The organism is Agromyces sp. NPDC058484 (assembly GCF_042720415.1).
Lineage (GTDB): Bacteria > Actinomycetota > Actinomycetes > Actinomycetales > Microbacteriaceae > Agromyces.
Genome location: NZ_JBHXMP010000002.1, coordinates 116270 through 131657, shown reverse-complemented (window position 1 = coordinate 131657; position 15388 = coordinate 116270). Strand labels below are relative to the sequence as shown.

The following is a 15388-nucleotide window of genomic DNA, read 5'->3' as shown; positions in this document are numbered from 1 at the left end:
CCCCCGCCGGTATGCCCCGCCTCAGGGGCTGAGGACCCGGTCGTTCGAGAGCGCCCTGGCGTATCCCAGCGAGTTGCCGAGCACGTTCGGATGGAAGTTCGCGACCGCGAACACATCATTCTGATCGAAGCTGATGTACGGCAGTCGGGATCCGATGCCGTGTCCGGCGAACTCCTGCGTCGCGTCGACGTAGGCAACCCGCGGATTGCCGGATGCCGCGACAGCGCCCGCGATCACCACGTTCAACGCATCGGTCGCAGTGTTCACGAGGTCGCCCAGCGGTGCCACCCCGGGGTTGAACAGGTGCGGATAGTTCAGAACGACGATGCGGGCCTCCGGCAGCGTCGCCGCGATCGTCGTGTACAGCCCGACGAGCTGCGGGCCGAGCTGCGCGAGCTTCACGGTGCTGGCTTCGATCGCGGTCTTGCACGGGTCGACGGTCGGATCCGGATTCAGGGCGCACGCGGCGAGGACGTCGTTCGAGCCGACATCGATCGCGCCCACCGTGAGCGTCACCAGATCGGTGCCAGTGGCGACTCCCGCGAGTTGCGCGGTCGTGTCGGCGACGGTCGCGCCCGAACAGGCCTTGTTCTCGGTCAGGCGGTACCTGCTGAAGGTGGCGGCGATGGTGGGATAGCCGGTGTAGCGGCTCTGCAGACACGGCCCCGGCTTGTAGGGCGGCGCACCTTGGCCGGCAGTGAACGAATCGCCCAGGGCGACGTAGTCACGATGCCAGGAGGACCACCAGTTCGAACTCGGCGCCGCACTCGCCGTGGCGACGGCCGGGACGGATGAGGTGCTGAGGGCCGCGGCCGGCACGGCGCCGGCGAGAACCAATCCGGCGGTGATCAGCGAGACCGCGCCGAAGCGGGACGGAAATCGACCGTGCTGCGTCGTTGCTGACATACGGCGGAAGATACTCCCCCGGATAGCCGGCGGCAAGAGCGACCACCAGCCCCAATACAGGGGATGCCCCGCCCCGACCCTCCCTTCGACAATCTCGGGGAAGGTGGCGGGGCGGGGCATCCGCTGCGCTCGGCTACTGGACTTCGGCGACCTCGGCGCCCTCGGCGGGCTCCTCGGCGTGCGTGCCGGAGGCGTCGCGGCCGTTCGTGTCGGCCTCCTCCTGCAGCACCGGGGCGAGCGAGAGCTTGCCGCGGTCGTCGATCTTCGTGATCTCGACGAGGATCTTCTGGCCGACGCCGAGCACGTCGTCGACGTTCTCGACGCGCTTGCCGCCGGCGAGCTTGCGCACCTCGGAGATGTGCAGCAGGCCGTCCTTGCCGGGCAGCAGCGAGACGAACGCACCGAAGGCGGCGATCTTCACGACCGTGCCGAGGAACTGCTCGCCGACCTCGGGGTTGGTCGGGTTGGCGATCGCATTGACCTGCGCACGGGCGGCCTCGGCCGAGGGGCCGTCGGTCGCGCCGATGTAGACGGTGCCGTCCTCCTCGATCGAGATGTCGGCGCCGGTCTCATCTTGAATGGCGTTGATCGTCTTGCCCTTCGGCCCGATCAGCTCGCCGATCTTGTCGACCGGGATCTGCACGCTGATCACGCGGGGCGCGGTCGGTGCCATCTCGTCGGGGCCGTCGATGGCCGCGTTCAGCACCGCGAGGATCGTCGTGCGGGCGTCCTTCGCCTGCGTCAGCGCGCCGGCGAGAACGGATGCCGGGATGCCGTCGAGCTTCGTGTCGAGCTGGATCGCGGTGACGAACTCCGAAGTGCCGGCGACCTTGAAGTCCATGTCGCCGAGCGCGTCCTCCGCCCCGAGGATGTCGGTGAGCGCGGCGTAGCGGGTCTCGCCGTCGACGGTGTCGGAGATGAGGCCCATCGCGATGCCCGCCACCGGCGCGCGCAGCGGCACGCCGGCGTTCAGCAACGACAGCGTCGACGCGCAGACCGAGCCCATCGACGTCGAGCCGTTCGAGCCGAGCGCCTCGGACACCTGGCGGATCGCGTAGGGGAACTCCTCGCGCGAGGGCAGCACCGGCATGAGCGCACGCTCGGCGAGTGCGCCGTGCCCGATCTCGCGACGCTTCGGCGACCCGACACGACCGGTCTCACCGGTCGAGTAGGGCGGGAAGTTGTAGTTGTGCATGTAGCGCTTCTTGGTGACCGGGCTCAGCGAGTCGAGCTGCTGCTCGAGCTTCAGCATGTTCAGCGTGGTGACGCCCATGATCTGGGTCTCACCGCGCTGGAAGATGGCCGAGCCGTGCACGCGGGGCACGACCTGCACCTCGGCGTCGAGCGGGCGGATGTCGGCGAGCCCGCGCCCGTCGATGCGCACGCCCTCGGCGAGCACACGCGAACGCACCACGTGCTTCGTCACCGACTTGTAGGCGGCGGAGACCTCGGCGTTCGCCGATTCAGGGAGCTCGCCCGTCTCGACCTTCGCCGCGACGTGCTCCTTGACGCGCGCCTTGAGCGCGTCGTCGGCGTCTTGACGAGCCACCTTCTCGGCGATCTGGTAGATGCCCTTCAGCTCCTCGAGCGCGAACGCCTCGACGGCATCCTTCGTCGACGCCTGGTAGGGCGGGAACGTCGGGTAGTCGGCCGTGGGCTTGGCAGCGGTCTTCGCGACCTGCTGCTGCGCCTCGACGAGCTGCTTGATGAACGGCTTCGACGCCTCGATGCCCTGCGCGATGATCGTCTCGTCGGGCTTGACGCCGCCGGCCTGGATGAGGTTCCACGCGTTGTCGGTGGCCTCGGCCTCGATCATCATGATCGCGACATCCTGCGAGCCGTCGGCCTCGGTGACCACGCGACCGGCGACGACCATGCTGAACACGGCGTCCTCGATCTGCGAGTACTTCGGGAACGCGACCCACTGGCCGTCGATGAGCGCGACGCGCACGCCGCCGACCGGGCCCGAGAACGGCAGGCCCGAGAGCTGGGTCGAGAGCGACGCCGCGTTGATCGCGAGCACGTCGTAGTACTCGTCGGGCTCGATGGCGAGCACGGTGACGACGACCTGCACCTCGTTGCGGAGGCCCTCGACGAAGGAGGGGCGCAGCGGGCGGTCGATGAGGCGGCAGGTGAGGATCGCCTCGGTGGAGGGGCGGCCCTCGCGGCGGAAGAACGAGCCGGGGATGCGGCCCGCGGCGTACATGCGCTCTTCGACGTCGATGGTGAGCGGGAAGAAGTCGAAGTGCTCCTTCGGCTGCTTGGAGACGGAGGTCGCCGACAGCAGCATGGTCTCCTCGTCGATGTAGGCGACGGCGGAGCCCTGCGCCTGCTGGGCGAGGCGCCCGGTCTCGAAGCGGATGGTGCGGGTGCCGAACCTGCCGTTGTCGATGACGGTTTCGGCGAACGTGATTTCAGGACCTTCCAAGAGGTCGTCTCCTTTGTTTACCGTCGCACCCCGTGTGGGCACGACTCAACGTCGGGAGCAGGAACAGGCATTACGAAACGCATCAGGCGATACGCTCACGCTGGCCACCAGTAGAAGTTCACCGCTCGGGTCTCGATCGGTAAGCCACCACAGGGGACCAGCTTCCTGCCGGCCTGCTCCATCGGTGCTCGATGTTCGGTTGTGGTCTGCATCCGAAGCGGATGCCGCGCCGCGCCGCGGCACATCAGACGTGGGCGTCCCATCGGGCAACCGGTCCAACTCTAGCAGAGGGGCGCTTTCCACCGGCTGCGACGTCGGATGCCGCGGCGTTCGTGTGCCAGACTCGAAGGCATGACTTCCGACGAGCAGAGCACAACCGGCCCCTCCGAGGAGACGAAACGCAAGTTCCGCGAGGCGCTCGAGCGCAAGAACACGGCCTCGAAGCAGCGCGAGGGCGAGTCGCACCTCGACGGCGGCGGGGGTGCCCAGCACACGCAGGGCCCGGCCGACCACAAGCGCGAGTTCCGCCGCAAGAGCGGCTGACCCCTCGCAATCGGCGGCCCTCTGTCGGATGATGGGCCGTACGGAACATCCGCCGTTCGAGGAGGAACGCCATGTCATCGGTCGCCCGGGTCACCACCATCACCGTCCGCTCGGAGACGAGCTTCGAGGACGCCGTCGCCGCGGGTGTCGCCCGTGCCGCCGAGACGTTGCGGCACGTCAGCGGCGCTTGGGTCAAGGAGCAGAAGGTCGAAGCGAAGGACGGCGTGATCACGGCGTGGTCTGTGACGCTCGAGGTGAGCTTCGTCCTCGAGTGAGTCGCGCCGTGCGAACTCCCCCACCAGCCCGCCGATGAGGTGGCTGAACGGGCGGTCGAGCGCGAACGGGTCGCGCACTGCCGATGAGCGGTCGGTCGTGGCCACGAGGGCCGCGAGCTCGTCCGCGGCGCGGTCGATGCGATTCGGCAGCGTCTTCACGCTGTCGGGGGCGTCGCCCCAGTCGCCGGTGGCCGCGAAGACGGCCGTCGGCACGACGACCGCGTGCAGGTACGTGAACATCGGACGCAACGCGTAATCGAGTGCGAGCGAGTGCCGCGGCGTGCCCGCGGTGGCGCCGATCACGACGGGCATCTCGCTGAGGGACGTGCTGTCGATGACGTCGAAGAACGACTTGAAGAGCCCCGAGTAGCTCGTCGTGAAGATCGGCGTGACGGCGATCAGACCGTCGGCTCCGGTGACCGCGTCGATGACGGCTTCGAGCTTCGGGCTCGCGAAGCCCGTGAGCATGTGGTTCATGATGTCGCCGGCGACGTCGCGGAGCTCGAACGTCTCGACGGTCGTGTCGATGCCCTCAGCCTTCACCTTCGTCACGGTGGCGTCGGCGAGCTTGTCGGCGAGCAGTCGCGTCGAGGAGGGCTGGCTGAGGCCGGCCGAGACGACCGCGATGGTGCGTGTGGTGGTCATGCGGTCGCACCCGCCTTCTCGCTCGCCCTGCGGGCGACGAGCGACGCGTGGGTCGGGGCATCCGGAACCGCGGCGGGCCGGTCCTTCGCGAACTCGCGACGGAGCACCGGAACGACCTCCTCGCCGAGGAGGTCGAGCTGCTCGAGCACCGTCTTCAGCGGAAGGCCCGCGTGGTCCATGAGGAACAGCTGTCGCTGGTAGTCGCCCACGTAGTCGCGGAAGCCGAGCGTGCGGTCGATGACCTCCTGCGGGCTGCCGACGGTGAGCGGGGTCTGCTGCGTGAACTCCTCGAGGCTCGGGCCGTGGCCGTAGACCGGCGCGTTGTCGAAGTAGGGGCGGAACTCGCGCACCGCGTCCTGCGAGTTCTTGCGCATGAACACCTGGCCGCCGAGTCCGACGATCGCCTGCGAGGCGTCGCCGTGCCCGTAGTGCTCGAAGCGCTGGCGGTAGAGGGCGACCATGCGCTGCGTGTGCGATGCGGGCCAGAAGATGTGGTTCGCGAAGAAGCCGTCGCCGTAGTACGCAGCCTGCTCGGCGATCTCGGGGCTGCGGATCGAGCCGTGCCAGACGAACGGAGGCACGTCGTCGAGCGGGCGCGGAGTCGACTGGAAGCCCTGGAGCGGGGTTCGGAACCGCCCCTGCCAGTCGACGGAGTCCTCGCGCCACAGTCGGTGCAGGAGGTTGTAGTTCTCGAGGGCGAGTTCGATGCCCTGGCGGATGTCCTTGCCGAACCAGGGGTAGACCGGGCCGGTGTTGCCGCGGCCGAGCATGAGATCGACCCGGCCGTCGGCGACGTGCTGGAGCATCGCGAAGTCCTCGGCGATCTTCACCGGGTCGTTCGTCGTGATGAGCGTGGTCGCGGTCGAGAGCTGCAGCGTCGTGGTCTGCGCGGCGAGGTACGCGAGGGTCGTCGTGGGGGACGACGACCAGAACGGCGGGTTGTGATGCTCGCCGAGCGCGAAGACGTCGAGCCCGACCTCTTCGGCGTGCTTCGCGATCGTCAGCGTCGCCTTGATGCGCTCGTTCTCGGTCGGCGTTCGACCGGTCGTGGGGTCTTGCGTGATGTCGCTGACGGTGAAGATTCCGAACTGCATGCCGGCCTCCCGGGCCTGATCTCGATTCATATGCGTATGCATACAGTTACTCCAACGGATGCCGCCACCGCGGTATTCCCGATTCGCCGCGGGTCGGCGACCCCGGCACGTGGAAGGGCGGGGGCGCCGATCCGGCACCCCCGCCCCGTCGGGTCAGATCTGATCCGACACGACCTCAGTCGAGGTCCGTCGGCTCATGGTCGTGGTGATATCCGCCGCCACCGGCACTCCAGGTCATCTCGGGACCGGCTGGCGCCGGCAGGTTCAGCCCACCGCGCACCGGCTTGCCCGGCACACCGTTGACCGACTCCGTCGAATAGGAATAGGCGAGCACCGCGAGCGCGATCGCGTCGACGTTCACGTCGAGGGCGTCGAGGTCGACGTTCTCGATGTCGTCGCAGGCCTGGTGGTAGCACTGGTCGAACGCCTCACCGGCGACACCGCCCCAGATCGCTTCCTGTTCCTCGTTCTTCACGACCTCTGCTCCGGTGAACAGTCCACCGGCGGGGATGTCGTTCTCGATGAACGCCTGGTAGTCGCTGCGGCCGCTGAACTCGGCATCATCGTACGGCTGACCCACGCTCGTGAAGTAGCTCTCGAAGAGGTCTTCGATCTGCACCGATCCCTCGGGCACCGCCACCGGAGCCTCGAAGCCCGACTGGTCGCCGTCGTAGATCATGTAGATGTAGTTCGGCGACGCGACCATGTCGAAGTTCAGGTAGAGGGCGATGTGGCTGCGCTCGACCTGGCTCAACGAGGCGACGTACTGCTCGGATCCGATCAGGCCGCTCTCCTCTGCGCCCCACCACGCAAGGCGAACGGTGTTCTGCGGCTTGAGCTTGCGAAGGCGCTCGGCGACCTCCAGCAGCGCCGCTGAGCCGCTGCCGTTGTCGTTGATGCCGGGGCCGGCCTGCACCGAGTCGAGGTGCGCACCGGCCATCACGATGTTGTCCTCGTTCCTGCCCGGCAGTTCCGCGATGACGTTCTTCTGCGGCCGATCTTCCGGCTGCGGCACCATGACGCGAGCCGTGGAGCCCTGCTGCGCAAGTGCCTCGCCCTGTGCGAAGCTCGCGCCGACCACGGGGATGCCGACGACGTCGTCGCCGCCCAGTGTGCCGACGATCAGCTCTTCACGCTCGGGAGTGTTCCCCTGGTTGAAGATGATCACGGCCTCGGCCCCGGCGGCCTCGGCATTGATCGCCTTGTCCGCGAAGGCGCAGCTTCCGCGCTGGATGAGTGCGATGTCGCTCGCGCCCGAGAAGTCGAGCCCGGCGAAGTCGGCGGCTTCGCAGCCGCTCGTGCTCGCCCGGTCGCCGACGAGGTTGACGTCGACAGGGATCACCGTGCCGGTCACCTCCCCGTAGCCGGTTCCGGTGAACGGCCCCGTCTCGTACACGGCGTTCACCGGCGTGAGCTGCTCGAGCTCCGACGGGCCGACGTACTTGAACGGGAACTCCTCGATCGTCACGTCCCAGCCGTAGTCCTCGAGTGTCGAGGCGACGTACTCGACGCTTGCGTCGTACCCGGGCAGCCCGGCGGCCCGGTTGCCGCCGTTCTCGTCGGCGATCGCCTGCAGTGCCTCGAGATGCTCGAACGCGCCATCGGCGTCCACGCATTCGAGGAGCTTCGAGACGGTGTTGTTGTTGCGATTGTGACACTTCATGTCCTGCCCGGGTTCGGCAGCCAGGGCGCTCCCCGCCGGGACGAGGGCGATGGCGAACACAGCCGCCGTCGCGATCGCGACAGTCCGGGCTCGCCCTGAACGTGGTTCAGATGGGTACATCGTCTTCCCTTCCGATTCGGGACCTCCGTTGGTCCCCAACTTCGGCGAGCCTATGTTGGAGCACACGCGATGCGACAGCCCCCATTCGAGAAACGGACGCCGCACGCACGAAACGTGCGTGGTGCGAGGGTCTCGTGGCTAGACTCGCGCACGTGAGCACCATTTCGGTCGTCGTGCCGAGCTACAACGACGCGGTGTACCTCGCCGGATGCCTCGACGCGCTCGCAGTCCAGTCGCGCCCGGCCGACGAGATCATCGTCGTCGACAACGGATCGACGGATGACACGGCGAACGTCGCCATCGCACACGGCGCGCGTCTCGTCTCCGAGCCGGTGCGCGGCGTCTGGCCCGCCACCGCAGCAGGACTCGACGCGGCATCCGGCGACGTGCTGGCCCGCCTCGACGCCGACTCGGTGCCGGCTCCAGGATGGCTCGCCGAGGTCGAGCGGCGGATGTCGCGGGAGGACCGTCCGACGATCATCACCGGCTCGGGCGTCTTCTACGGCGCGAACGCGCCCATCCGGTGGATCGCGCGCAACATCTACCTCGGCGGATACTTCGCGCTCATCGGGCTGCTCCTCGGGCATCCCCCCGCCTTCGGCTCCAACTACGCCATGCGGCGCGACGCGTGGCTCGAGCTTCGCGAGCTGGTGCACCGCGACCGCGGCGACGTGCACGACGATCTCGACCTCTCGTGGTGGATCCAGCCGGGCATGATCGTCGTGCGCCACGACACGCTCCTCGTCGGGCTGTCCGCGCGGCCGTTCGACAGCCTCGGGGGGCTCTGGCGCCGCATGCGCATCGCGTTCGTCACGCTCGCGATCGACTTCCGGGCGTGGTCACCGCGCGAGCGCCGTGCCGCCCATCGCCGGGCGAGCGCGCACTGGGGCGCGTCCGACGAGGTCGACGTCGACGTCGACGTCGAGGGCGAGGAACCGCTGCCGGCCTGACGCGTGCGCGGCATCCGTGGTCCGAGATGGTGACGTCGCCCCTACGGGATTTCGTCGGTCTCGGCGAACAGCGCGGTCATGTCGCGCACGAGTCGGTGCGGTGCGGTCTCGCAGGGGCTGTGCCCGGTCGGATACACGGCGAAGCGCGCCCCGATCTCGCGCGCGAACCGCTCGTGCAGCTCGCGCGGCCAGATGTCGTGCTCGCCGACGGCGACGAGCTTCGGCACGGGCGATGCGGCGAGCCCCGCCCGGAGATCGGGCGTTCGCATCATGAGCCCGATGATGTCGTCGATGCTCTCCCGCCGGGTGCGGGCGAACCGTTCGCGGACGAAGGCGATGCGACCCGGCGGCACGCGGTTCAGGTTGTTCCGGATGCCCCAGAGCATGAGCGCCGCACCCTGACGCGGCGTCGTGAGGCCGCTCAGGCGTCCGATGCGCCTCACACCGCGGAACGCCTGCCCCGGCTCGGGGGGCGCGCTCAGGAGTGTGAGGCTGGCGAACCGATCGGGTCGCTCGAGGAGGGCGAGTTCGGCGATGGTGCCCGCGAAGCTGTAGCCGAGCACGTGCGCGCGCGCAGCGCCGTCGTCGAGCACGGCGATGAGGTCGTCGAGGAAGAGGCGCTCATCGTAGGTGCCGCGGCGAGGCGTGAGGTTCCATGGGCCGGCGTCGGCGGACTCGTACTGCCCCGCCAGGTCGAACGCCTCCACGCGATAGCCGGATGCCGCGAACAGCGGCATCATCAGCACGAAATCCTCCTTCGAGCCGGTGGCGCCGGGCACGAGCACGACGCGCGGACCGGATGCCGGTCCGATCGCCACACGGGCGAGTGCGCCGCTCGGCGCTTCGAAGCGCGAGAACTCGGCGTCGGGCGGGAAGGCCCGCCAGTCGAGATCCGGGATGGCCTCGTCGAGCAGGCGCGCCTCGTCCGCGGCATCCGTCGCGACATCCGCTGGAAGCACCGGTGCCGCATCGTGGGCCGAGCCGCGCCGACGGAACGAACCGAGCTTCCCTCCGAATTCGACCACGCCCTCACGATACCCCGGGCCCTCACAGCCCACCCACAGGCGACGCCGGACGCCCGCACAGCGACGCGTCGTAGGGTGGACGCATGGCTACCGTCGCGCTGACCCTTGAGAACTTCGAGCAGACCATCCTCGGGGGCGAGACCGTCTTCGTGGACTTCTGGGCCGGCTGGTGCGGGCCGTGCATGCAGTTCGCGCCGAACTACGAGGCGGCTTCCGAGGCGAACCCCGACTTCGTCTTCGCGAAGGTCGACACCGAAGACCAGCAGCAGCTCGCCGCAGCGATGAACATCACCTCCATCCCCACGATCATGGCGTTCAAGGAGGGCATCGGCGTCTTCGCGCAGGCCGGCGCGCTCCCCCGTCCGATGCTCGACGACCTCATCTCGCAGGTGCGCGAGCTCGACATGGACATGGTACGCAGCGACCTCGCCCGTCAGGAGGCCGAGCAGGCCGTCGCCGCGTCCGGGGCCACCGAGGCCTGACCGAGCGGATGCCGCGACCCCCGGCTACCCGGCGGCGCCGTATTCCGTCAGGCCCTCGAGGCCGCTGAGGTCGAGATCGACGCGGTAGGGGCGCGACGCTCCCGTCACGATCGCCGGAACCCGCACGTACTCGCCGCGTTCGCGGAGGCCGTCGAGCAGTTCGACCCAGTGCTCCTGCGCAGCATGTCCGAGGAAGCCCGCGTGCCGCGGGCGGTCGCCCCCCACGAGCTGCACGCCGATGCGGTACCGGCGGGTGAGCCAGCGGTTCGCGCGCGGCACGAGGACGGCCTGCTGCTCGGTGCCGCCGAACAGGCGGGCGAGCTCGATCGCGGGCTGGTGCCGCTGCACGTCCTCCACCGGCACGACCCTGCGCACGACACGCTGAAAATGCGGCGCGTCGACGATGTCGAGACCCTCGAGCGTGGCCAGGTCGCCCCACTGGTCGGGGTTGGTGCGCCGGCTGCCGCGGATCAGCGAGATCAGGAGCCAGCCGATCGCGGCGAGGATCAGGGCCACGAGGAGCACGAACAGCACGGGCGAGCCGTCGGGGCGAATCGGTCCCGTCAGCAGGAGCAGCACCATCAGCACGAGGAATGGGAGCGGCTCCCAGCGGAGCAGGGGCTTCGAACGGGGCGCGGGCATGCGTTTCAGGCTAGCCGCTGCGCCACCTCGTCGAGCACGGACTCGTCACCGGCGTACAGGCCGTGCTCGCGCGGCCAGTGCGAGACGACGTCGGTGTAGCCGAACTCGGCGGCGCGCCCGACCGCCTCGTCGAACGCGCCGACGCTCGCGAGGCTGTAGCGCGCCTCGGCGTCGAGTGAGAGCGTGCGGCTGATCGTGGATGGGTCTCGTCCGGCGTCGGCGCACGCGTCGTCGAGGCGACGGATCAGGTCGCCGGCCCTCCGCCACCACGCCTCGGTGTCGTCGTCGTCGCCCGCGGTCGTGACCCAACCATCGGCGATGCGCACGGCGAGCGCAAGGCCTCTCGGCCCGTCGGCGGCGACGTGCAGCGGCATCCGCGGATGCTGCGACGGTTCGCCGACCATGCGCGCGCCGGATGCCGTGTACCACTCGCCCTCGAACGAGATGCCGGCGGGGGCGGCGTCACCAGTGCCGCCCGCGCCGCCGTCGGCCCCCGGCTGCTCGAACCGCAGCAGCGCGTCGAGCGCCTCGGCGAACTCCGCGAAGCGGGCGAAGCGCTCGCGCGGCGTGAGCTCGGGCCGGCCGAGCACGAACGCGTCGAAGCCGGTGCCGCCCGAGCCGACGCCCAGGAGTATCCGGCCGCCGGAGATCTGGTCGACGGTCGCGATGTCCTTCGCGAAGGGCACGGGATGCCGGTAGTTCGGCGAGGCGACGAACGTGCCGAGCCCGATGCGCTTCGTCACGGTCGCCGCGGCGGTGAGGGTCGGCACGGTCGCGTGCCATCGTTCACCGGCGAGCCCGCGCCACGAGAGGTGGTCGTAGGTCCAGGCGTGGTCGAAACCGTACTCCTCGGCTGCGCGCCACCGGCGGGCGGCCTCGGGCCAGTCGTACTGCGGGAGGATGACGACGCCGAATCGCATGCGGCGAGTCTAGGAGTGTTCTGCGGCCAGGGGCCGGGCGGCGGGCACGAGTTCGGCGTCGGGCGCGGGATCGCCCGCGGACGGCTCGGTTGCGCGTCGCTCGAGCCGCACGAGCACGATTCCGCAGAGGATGAGCATGCCGCCGAGCAGCTGCAACGGACCGATCGCCTCGCCGAGCAGCACCCAGGCCACTACTCCGGCGAAGACGACCTCGGAGAGGCCGAGGAACGAGGCGAGCCTCGTGCCCAGCATGCGGATCGCCTGGATGCCCGCAACGTAGGCGAACGCGGTCGAGATGGCGCCGACGGTGAGCACGAGCACCCACCAGGGCGCGGCGCCGCCGAGGAACGGCATGTCGGTCAGCACGAACTCGAAGGGCACGAGGCCCGTGAGGCCCGCGAGACCGAGAACGATGGCTCCGATGACCACTCCGGCGGCGGCCAGCGCGATCGGCGGCACGCCCAGGTCGTCACGGGCGCCGAGCACGTAGTAGACCGCGACGCCCAGCATGGCGACGCCCGCGAGCACGATGCCGAGCGGGTCGATGGCGCCGCCGGCCGGGCCGATGACGAGCACGAGGCCGGCGATCGCGACGACGGAACCGGAGAGCACCACCAACTGGGGTGCGCGGCGTGTGCGCGCCCAGGCGAACGCAACCAGGGCGACCGGCGCGAGGTACTCGATGAGCAGCGCGGCGCTCACCGGGATGCGCGCAATGGAGGCGTAGAACGCCAGCTGGACGCCGGCGACCGCGATGATCGAGTACACGAGCACGGTCCACTTCGCCCGCCAGAGCGGGCGCAGGTCGAATCGCAGGGCGATGAGACCCGGCACGACGAGCAGCAGCGCGGCGACCGAGATGCGCAGGAACACCGCGGCGCCCGGCGACCAGCCCGCCTCCAGCAGCGGCTTGACGATGGCGCCGCCCGCGCCGAACGCGAGGCCCGACGCGAGCCCGAGCATGATTCCGGCGATGCCGCGCGATCCACGCATCGGGCGCTCCCTTGACTGTGACTGGCGGGTGTTTCTGTGTGGATGTCCGCGATCCTCGGCCTTGTCATGACCGAACCGCGTTATGCTGGTTACGCTACTCCGCACGTCCGTCAGGAGTCAAATGATTTTCACCAATGACACCGAAGCCTCGCTCGGGTTCGCCGCAGCGCTCGCCGACACCGTGCCCGAGGCATCCGATTCCGGCGACGACGAGCTGTCGACACCGGCGCAGCTGACGGCCCTGCTCGACGGGTGGAGGTTCTCGGGCCGGCGCGACGGCGACGACCGCGAACTCGCCGAGGTGCGCAGCGCCCGCGCCCGGCTGCGTGCCCTCTGGCTGCTCGACCGCGACGCCGCCGTCGAGGAGGTCAACGACCTGCTCGAAGACGCCCGCGCCCTTCCGCGGCTCGTGCGCCACGACGACCTCGACTGGCACATCCACGCGACCGAGCTCGACGCACCGCTGGCTCGGCGCATCCTGGTGGAGGCGGCGATGGCCTTCGTCGACGTCATCCGCGCCGACGAGATGGAGCGCCTCCGCGTCTGCGACGCCGACGACTGCGAGAGCCTCTACGTCGACATGTCGAAGAACGCCTCGCGCCGGTTCTGCAGCACCCGATGCGGCAACCGGATGGCGGTTCGCGCGTACCGCGCACGGTCGGCGTGACGGGGATCGGCCCGCGGCATCCGCTCGGAGTATCGACCCGGGAATGACGAAGGCCTCCGCCGCAGCGGAGGCCTTCGCAAGAAGTTCGCGGTGTCATCGAGAGCCGCGCGAGCTTGCGCTCAGCGGCGCAGCCCGAGACGCTCGATGAGCGAGCGGTAGCGCGCGATGTCGACGTCGGCGAGGTAGCCGAGCAGACGACGACGCTGACCGACGAGGAGGAGCAGGCCACGACGCGAGTGGTGGTCGTGCTTGTGCTCCTTCAGGTGCTCGGTGAGGTCCTTGATTCGCTTCGTGAGGAGCGCGATCTGAACCTCGGGGGATCCAGTGTCACCGGGGTGCGTCGCGTACTCTTCGATGATCGCCTTCTTGACGTCTGCTTCGAGTGCCATAGATGGGATCCCCTTTCTCTCGTTGCGCGCTGCCCGTGGCCTTCTGCCTGGGCTCTCTTTCTGCGCGGCCGTTCTGACGGCAACCTCACGAGTCTAGCAGAGCGGATGCCGCGTGCCGGTCGGGCTCAGCGTGACGACCTTTCTGCCGCGCGACGACCCTTCGGAAGCGTCGTGAGCCGGGAAAAGGTCGTACGGCATGAGGGCGCCCGCGCATCATGGCATGAACACGACCTTGCCGAACACGTCGCCTGCACGGAGCCGCTCGACCTGGCGCGGCGCGGTCTCGAGCGGGTGCGGACCGTCGACGATCGCCCGGAGCGAGCCCGCCGCGACGAGCGCTGCGAGCTCTGGCAGGTCGCGGTTCGGCACGGCCGCGAGCAGGCGCACCCTGCGACCGCCGTCTCGCTCGGCGCTGCGCGCGCCCGCGAGGGCGTAGCCCAGAATGCGCCGCGGACGGCCGCCGATCGCGATGGCCTCGCCGTCGGGTGCGAGCAGGCGCCGGTGCTCGGCGGCGGACAGCGCTCCCACCACGTCGAGGATGCGATCGAACGCGTCGGTCTCGCGCGGGATGGGTGCTGCGTCGAAGGTTTCGGATGCCCCGAGCTCGCGCAGTCGGCCGAGCTTCGCCGCGCGATCGACGACGGCGACGCGTGCCCCGGCAGCGGTCGCGAGCTGGAGCGCGAACGTGCCCACCCCGCCGCCGGCACCCACGACGAGCACGCGCCGTCCGCTGAACGCACTGCGGTCGCCGAGCGCCTGCAGCGCCATGCTCCCGGCCTGCGGCAGCGCCGCCGCCGTGACATCGTCGACGCGATCGGGCAGCGGCACGACGGCATCCTCGGGGGCGGCGACGTACTCGGCGAAGCCGCCCCACCCGCTCGCGGTGAGCTCGCCGAACACCCGGTCGCCCACCCGATGCCGAGTGACGCCGTCGCCGACCGCGACGACGTCGCCCGCGACATCCGACCCGATCACCCGATGCTGCGGCCGGAACGGCGCCGCAAGACGGTTGAGGGCCGCGCCGGTGACGATGTCGACATCCCACGAGTTCAACGACACGGCGTGCACGCGAACGAGCACCTGCCCCGGGCCCGGTACCGGTCGTGGAACCTCGGCGAGGCGCATGACCCGCCCGGGCCGACCGTAACGGTCGAGCACGATCGCGTGCATGAAGTGGGGTGCGCTGGTCACGCGATGAGCGTATCGAGCCCTGGCGTACTCCTTCGCGTCGTCGACGGCCTGCGGCAGACTGTCGCCCATGGGGTTCACGATGAAGCGCTTCTACGACGAGCCCGCGGCATCCGACGACTACCGGGTGCTGGTCGACCGACTGTGGCCGCGCGGGGTGTCGAAGGAGCGCGCCGACCTCGACCTGTGGCTGAAGGAGATCGCGCCCTCAGCCGACCTCCGCACGGAGTGGCACCGCAACCCCACGCGGCATGACGAGTTCGTGACGCGCTACGTCGCCGAACTCGACGCGAATCCTGTCACGACCGAGCTGCTCGCCCTCGGCGACGAGCACGACCGTGTCACGCTGCTGTACTCGTCGCACGACCCGAGCGTGAACCACGTGGCCGTGATGCTCGAGTGGCTGGGGCAGCATGGGGCCTCCGTCGAATCGTGACCCCACGGCGCCTGATCGGACT

Annotated in this window: 16 protein-coding genes and 1 pseudogene; 6 read left to right on the top strand and 11 right to left on the bottom strand. The window is 69.6% G+C overall.

Annotated features, from left to right (window positions below):
* Nucleotides 1–21 precede the first annotated feature (21 nt).
* A complete protein-coding gene (locus tag ACFWN7_RS03115) occupies nt 22–1026 on the bottom strand; it encodes an SGNH/GDSL hydrolase family protein (protein ID WP_376937225.1) in 1005 nt (334 codons plus the stop codon).
* Between the two features lie 13 nt (nt 1027–1039).
* Nucleotides 1040–3334, bottom strand: coding sequence for a polyribonucleotide nucleotidyltransferase (locus ACFWN7_RS03110; RefSeq protein ID WP_376937224.1), 2295 nt, complete (start codon nt 3332–3334; stop codon nt 1040–1042).
* A gap of 351 nt (nt 3335–3685) precedes the next feature.
* Here ACFWN7_RS03110 and ACFWN7_RS03105 point away from each other — a divergent pair, with 351 nt between their 5' ends.
* Both ACFWN7_RS03105 and ACFWN7_RS03100 read left to right on the top strand, forming a co-directional pair.
* Nucleotides 3686–3877 carry a DUF5302 domain-containing protein gene (locus ACFWN7_RS03105; protein WP_376937223.1) on the top strand — a complete coding sequence of 64 codons (192 nt, stop codon included), beginning with the start codon at nt 3686–3688 and terminating at the stop codon, nt 3875–3877.
* Between the two features lie 71 nt (nt 3878–3948).
* Nucleotides 3949–4152 carry a dodecin family protein gene (locus ACFWN7_RS03100; protein ID WP_376937222.1) on the top strand — a complete coding sequence of 68 codons (204 nt, stop codon included), beginning with the start codon at nt 3949–3951 and terminating at the stop codon, nt 4150–4152.
* A 15-nt stretch (nt 4153–4167) separates the two neighbouring features.
* On the opposite strand, the pseudogene ACFWN7_RS03095 reads toward ACFWN7_RS03100, so the two are convergent.
* The 3 genes and pseudogenes from ACFWN7_RS03095 to ACFWN7_RS03085 form a co-directional block, all read right to left on the bottom strand.
* Nucleotides 4168–4797: pseudogene (locus ACFWN7_RS03095) on the bottom strand (FMN reductase); the annotation flags it as partial.
* Complete coding sequence (locus tag ACFWN7_RS03090; RefSeq protein ID WP_376937221.1) at nt 4794–5891, bottom strand: LLM class flavin-dependent oxidoreductase; 1098 nt, start codon at nt 5889–5891, stop codon at nt 4794–4796. The pseudogene ACFWN7_RS03095 and the gene ACFWN7_RS03090, both read right to left, overlap by 4 nt.
* A 175-nt stretch (nt 5892–6066) precedes the next feature.
* Complete coding sequence (locus ACFWN7_RS03085) at nt 6067–7554, bottom strand: M28 family metallopeptidase (protein WP_376937220.1); 1488 nt, start codon at nt 7552–7554, stop codon at nt 6067–6069.
* A 272-nt stretch (nt 7555–7826) separates the two neighbouring features.
* Between ACFWN7_RS03085 and ACFWN7_RS03080 the strand changes: the two genes are divergently transcribed.
* Nucleotides 7827–8624: a glycosyltransferase family 2 protein gene (locus tag ACFWN7_RS03080; protein ID WP_376937218.1), complete on the top strand. Its 798-nt coding sequence runs from the start codon at nt 7827–7829 to the stop codon at nt 8622–8624.
* Between the two features lie 41 nt (nt 8625–8665).
* On the opposite strand, the gene ACFWN7_RS03075 is transcribed toward ACFWN7_RS03080, so the two are convergent.
* Nucleotides 8666–9583, bottom strand: coding sequence for an alpha/beta fold hydrolase (locus ACFWN7_RS03075; RefSeq protein WP_376937337.1), 918 nt, complete (start codon nt 9581–9583; stop codon nt 8666–8668).
* A gap of 149 nt (nt 9584–9732) precedes the next feature.
* Between ACFWN7_RS03075 and ACFWN7_RS03070 the strand changes: the two genes are divergently transcribed.
* Nucleotides 9733–10131 carry a thioredoxin family protein gene (locus tag ACFWN7_RS03070; protein ID WP_376937217.1) on the top strand — a complete coding sequence of 133 codons (399 nt, stop codon included), beginning with the start codon at nt 9733–9735 and terminating at the stop codon, nt 10129–10131.
* Nucleotides 10132–10155: 24 nt separating this feature from the next.
* On the opposite strand, the gene ACFWN7_RS03065 is transcribed toward ACFWN7_RS03070, so the two are convergent.
* From ACFWN7_RS03065 to ACFWN7_RS03055, 3 genes are read right to left on the bottom strand one after another with little or no spacing between them, the layout of a single operon-like run.
* On the bottom strand, nt 10156–10773 hold the full coding sequence (locus ACFWN7_RS03065) for a hypothetical protein (protein WP_376937216.1): 618 nt from the start codon (nt 10771–10773) through the stop codon (nt 10156–10158).
* A gap of 5 nt (nt 10774–10778) precedes the next feature.
* A complete protein-coding gene (locus ACFWN7_RS03060; protein WP_376937215.1) occupies nt 10779–11693 on the bottom strand; it encodes an LLM class flavin-dependent oxidoreductase in 915 nt (304 codons plus the stop codon).
* Between the two features lie 9 nt (nt 11694–11702).
* The gene (locus ACFWN7_RS03055) at nt 11703–12686 is read right to left on the bottom strand and encodes a DMT family transporter (protein ID WP_376937214.1); all 984 of its coding nucleotides are present in this window, start codon (nt 12684–12686) and stop codon (nt 11703–11705) included.
* A gap of 121 nt (nt 12687–12807) precedes the next feature.
* On the opposite strand from ACFWN7_RS03055, the gene ACFWN7_RS03050 reads away from it, so the two are divergent.
* Nucleotides 12808–13353, top strand: coding sequence for a CGNR zinc finger domain-containing protein (locus tag ACFWN7_RS03050; protein ID WP_376937213.1), 546 nt, complete (start codon nt 12808–12810; stop codon nt 13351–13353).
* Nucleotides 13354–13472: 119 nt separating this feature from the next.
* Here ACFWN7_RS03050 and rpsO read toward each other — a convergent pair whose 3' ends face one another.
* Complete coding sequence (gene rpsO / locus ACFWN7_RS03045) at nt 13473–13742, bottom strand: 30S ribosomal protein S15 (RefSeq protein WP_231431357.1); 270 nt, start codon at nt 13740–13742, stop codon at nt 13473–13475.
* Between the two features lie 213 nt (nt 13743–13955).
* Complete coding sequence (locus tag ACFWN7_RS03040) at nt 13956–14933, bottom strand: NAD(P)-dependent alcohol dehydrogenase (RefSeq protein WP_376937212.1); 978 nt, start codon at nt 14931–14933, stop codon at nt 13956–13958.
* A 67-nt stretch (nt 14934–15000) separates the two neighbouring features.
* On the opposite strand from ACFWN7_RS03040, the gene ACFWN7_RS03035 reads away from it, so the two are divergent.
* Nucleotides 15001–15366, top strand: a complete 366-nt coding sequence (locus ACFWN7_RS03035; RefSeq protein WP_376937211.1) for a DUF488 domain-containing protein — start codon at nt 15001–15003, stop codon at nt 15364–15366.
* Nucleotides 15367–15388: the final 22 nt, after the last annotated feature.

Bases quoted from the DNA above. Each gene is read 5' to 3' on its own strand.
- ACFWN7_RS03060 (WP_376937215.1), bottom strand. From the start codon at position 11,693: ATGCGATTCGGCGTCGTCATCCTCCCGCAGTACGACTGGCCCGAGGCC.
- ACFWN7_RS03070 (WP_376937217.1), top strand. From the start codon at position 9,733: ATGGCTACCGTCGCGCTGACCCTTGAGAACTTCGAGCAGACCATCCTC.
- ACFWN7_RS03105 (WP_376937223.1), top strand. From the start codon at position 3,686: ATGACTTCCGACGAGCAGAGCACAACCGGCCCCTCCGAGGAGACGAAA.
- ACFWN7_RS03035 (WP_376937211.1), top strand. From the start codon at position 15,001: ATGGGGTTCACGATGAAGCGCTTCTACGACGAGCCCGCGGCATCCGAC.
- rpsO (WP_231431357.1), bottom strand. From the start codon at position 13,742: ATGGCACTCGAAGCAGACGTCAAGAAGGCGATCATCGAAGAGTACGCG.
- ACFWN7_RS03090 (WP_376937221.1), bottom strand. From the start codon at position 5,891: ATGCAGTTCGGAATCTTCACCGTCAGCGACATCACGCAAGACCCCACG.
- ACFWN7_RS03085 (WP_376937220.1), bottom strand. From the start codon at position 7,554: ATGAAGTGTCACAATCGCAACAACAACACCGTCTCGAAGCTCCTCGAA.
- ACFWN7_RS03055 (WP_376937214.1), bottom strand. From the start codon at position 12,686: ATGCGTGGATCGCGCGGCATCGCCGGAATCATGCTCGGGCTCGCGTCG.
- ACFWN7_RS03100 (WP_376937222.1), top strand. From the start codon at position 3,949: ATGTCATCGGTCGCCCGGGTCACCACCATCACCGTCCGCTCGGAGACG.
- ACFWN7_RS03065 (WP_376937216.1), bottom strand. From the start codon at position 10,773: ATGCCCGCGCCCCGTTCGAAGCCCCTGCTCCGCTGGGAGCCGCTCCCA.
- ACFWN7_RS03050 (WP_376937213.1), top strand. From the start codon at position 12,808: ATGATTTTCACCAATGACACCGAAGCCTCGCTCGGGTTCGCCGCAGCG.
- ACFWN7_RS03115 (WP_376937225.1), bottom strand. From the start codon at position 1,026: ATGCCCCGCCCCGCCACCTTCCCCGAGATTGTCGAAGGGAGGGTCGGG.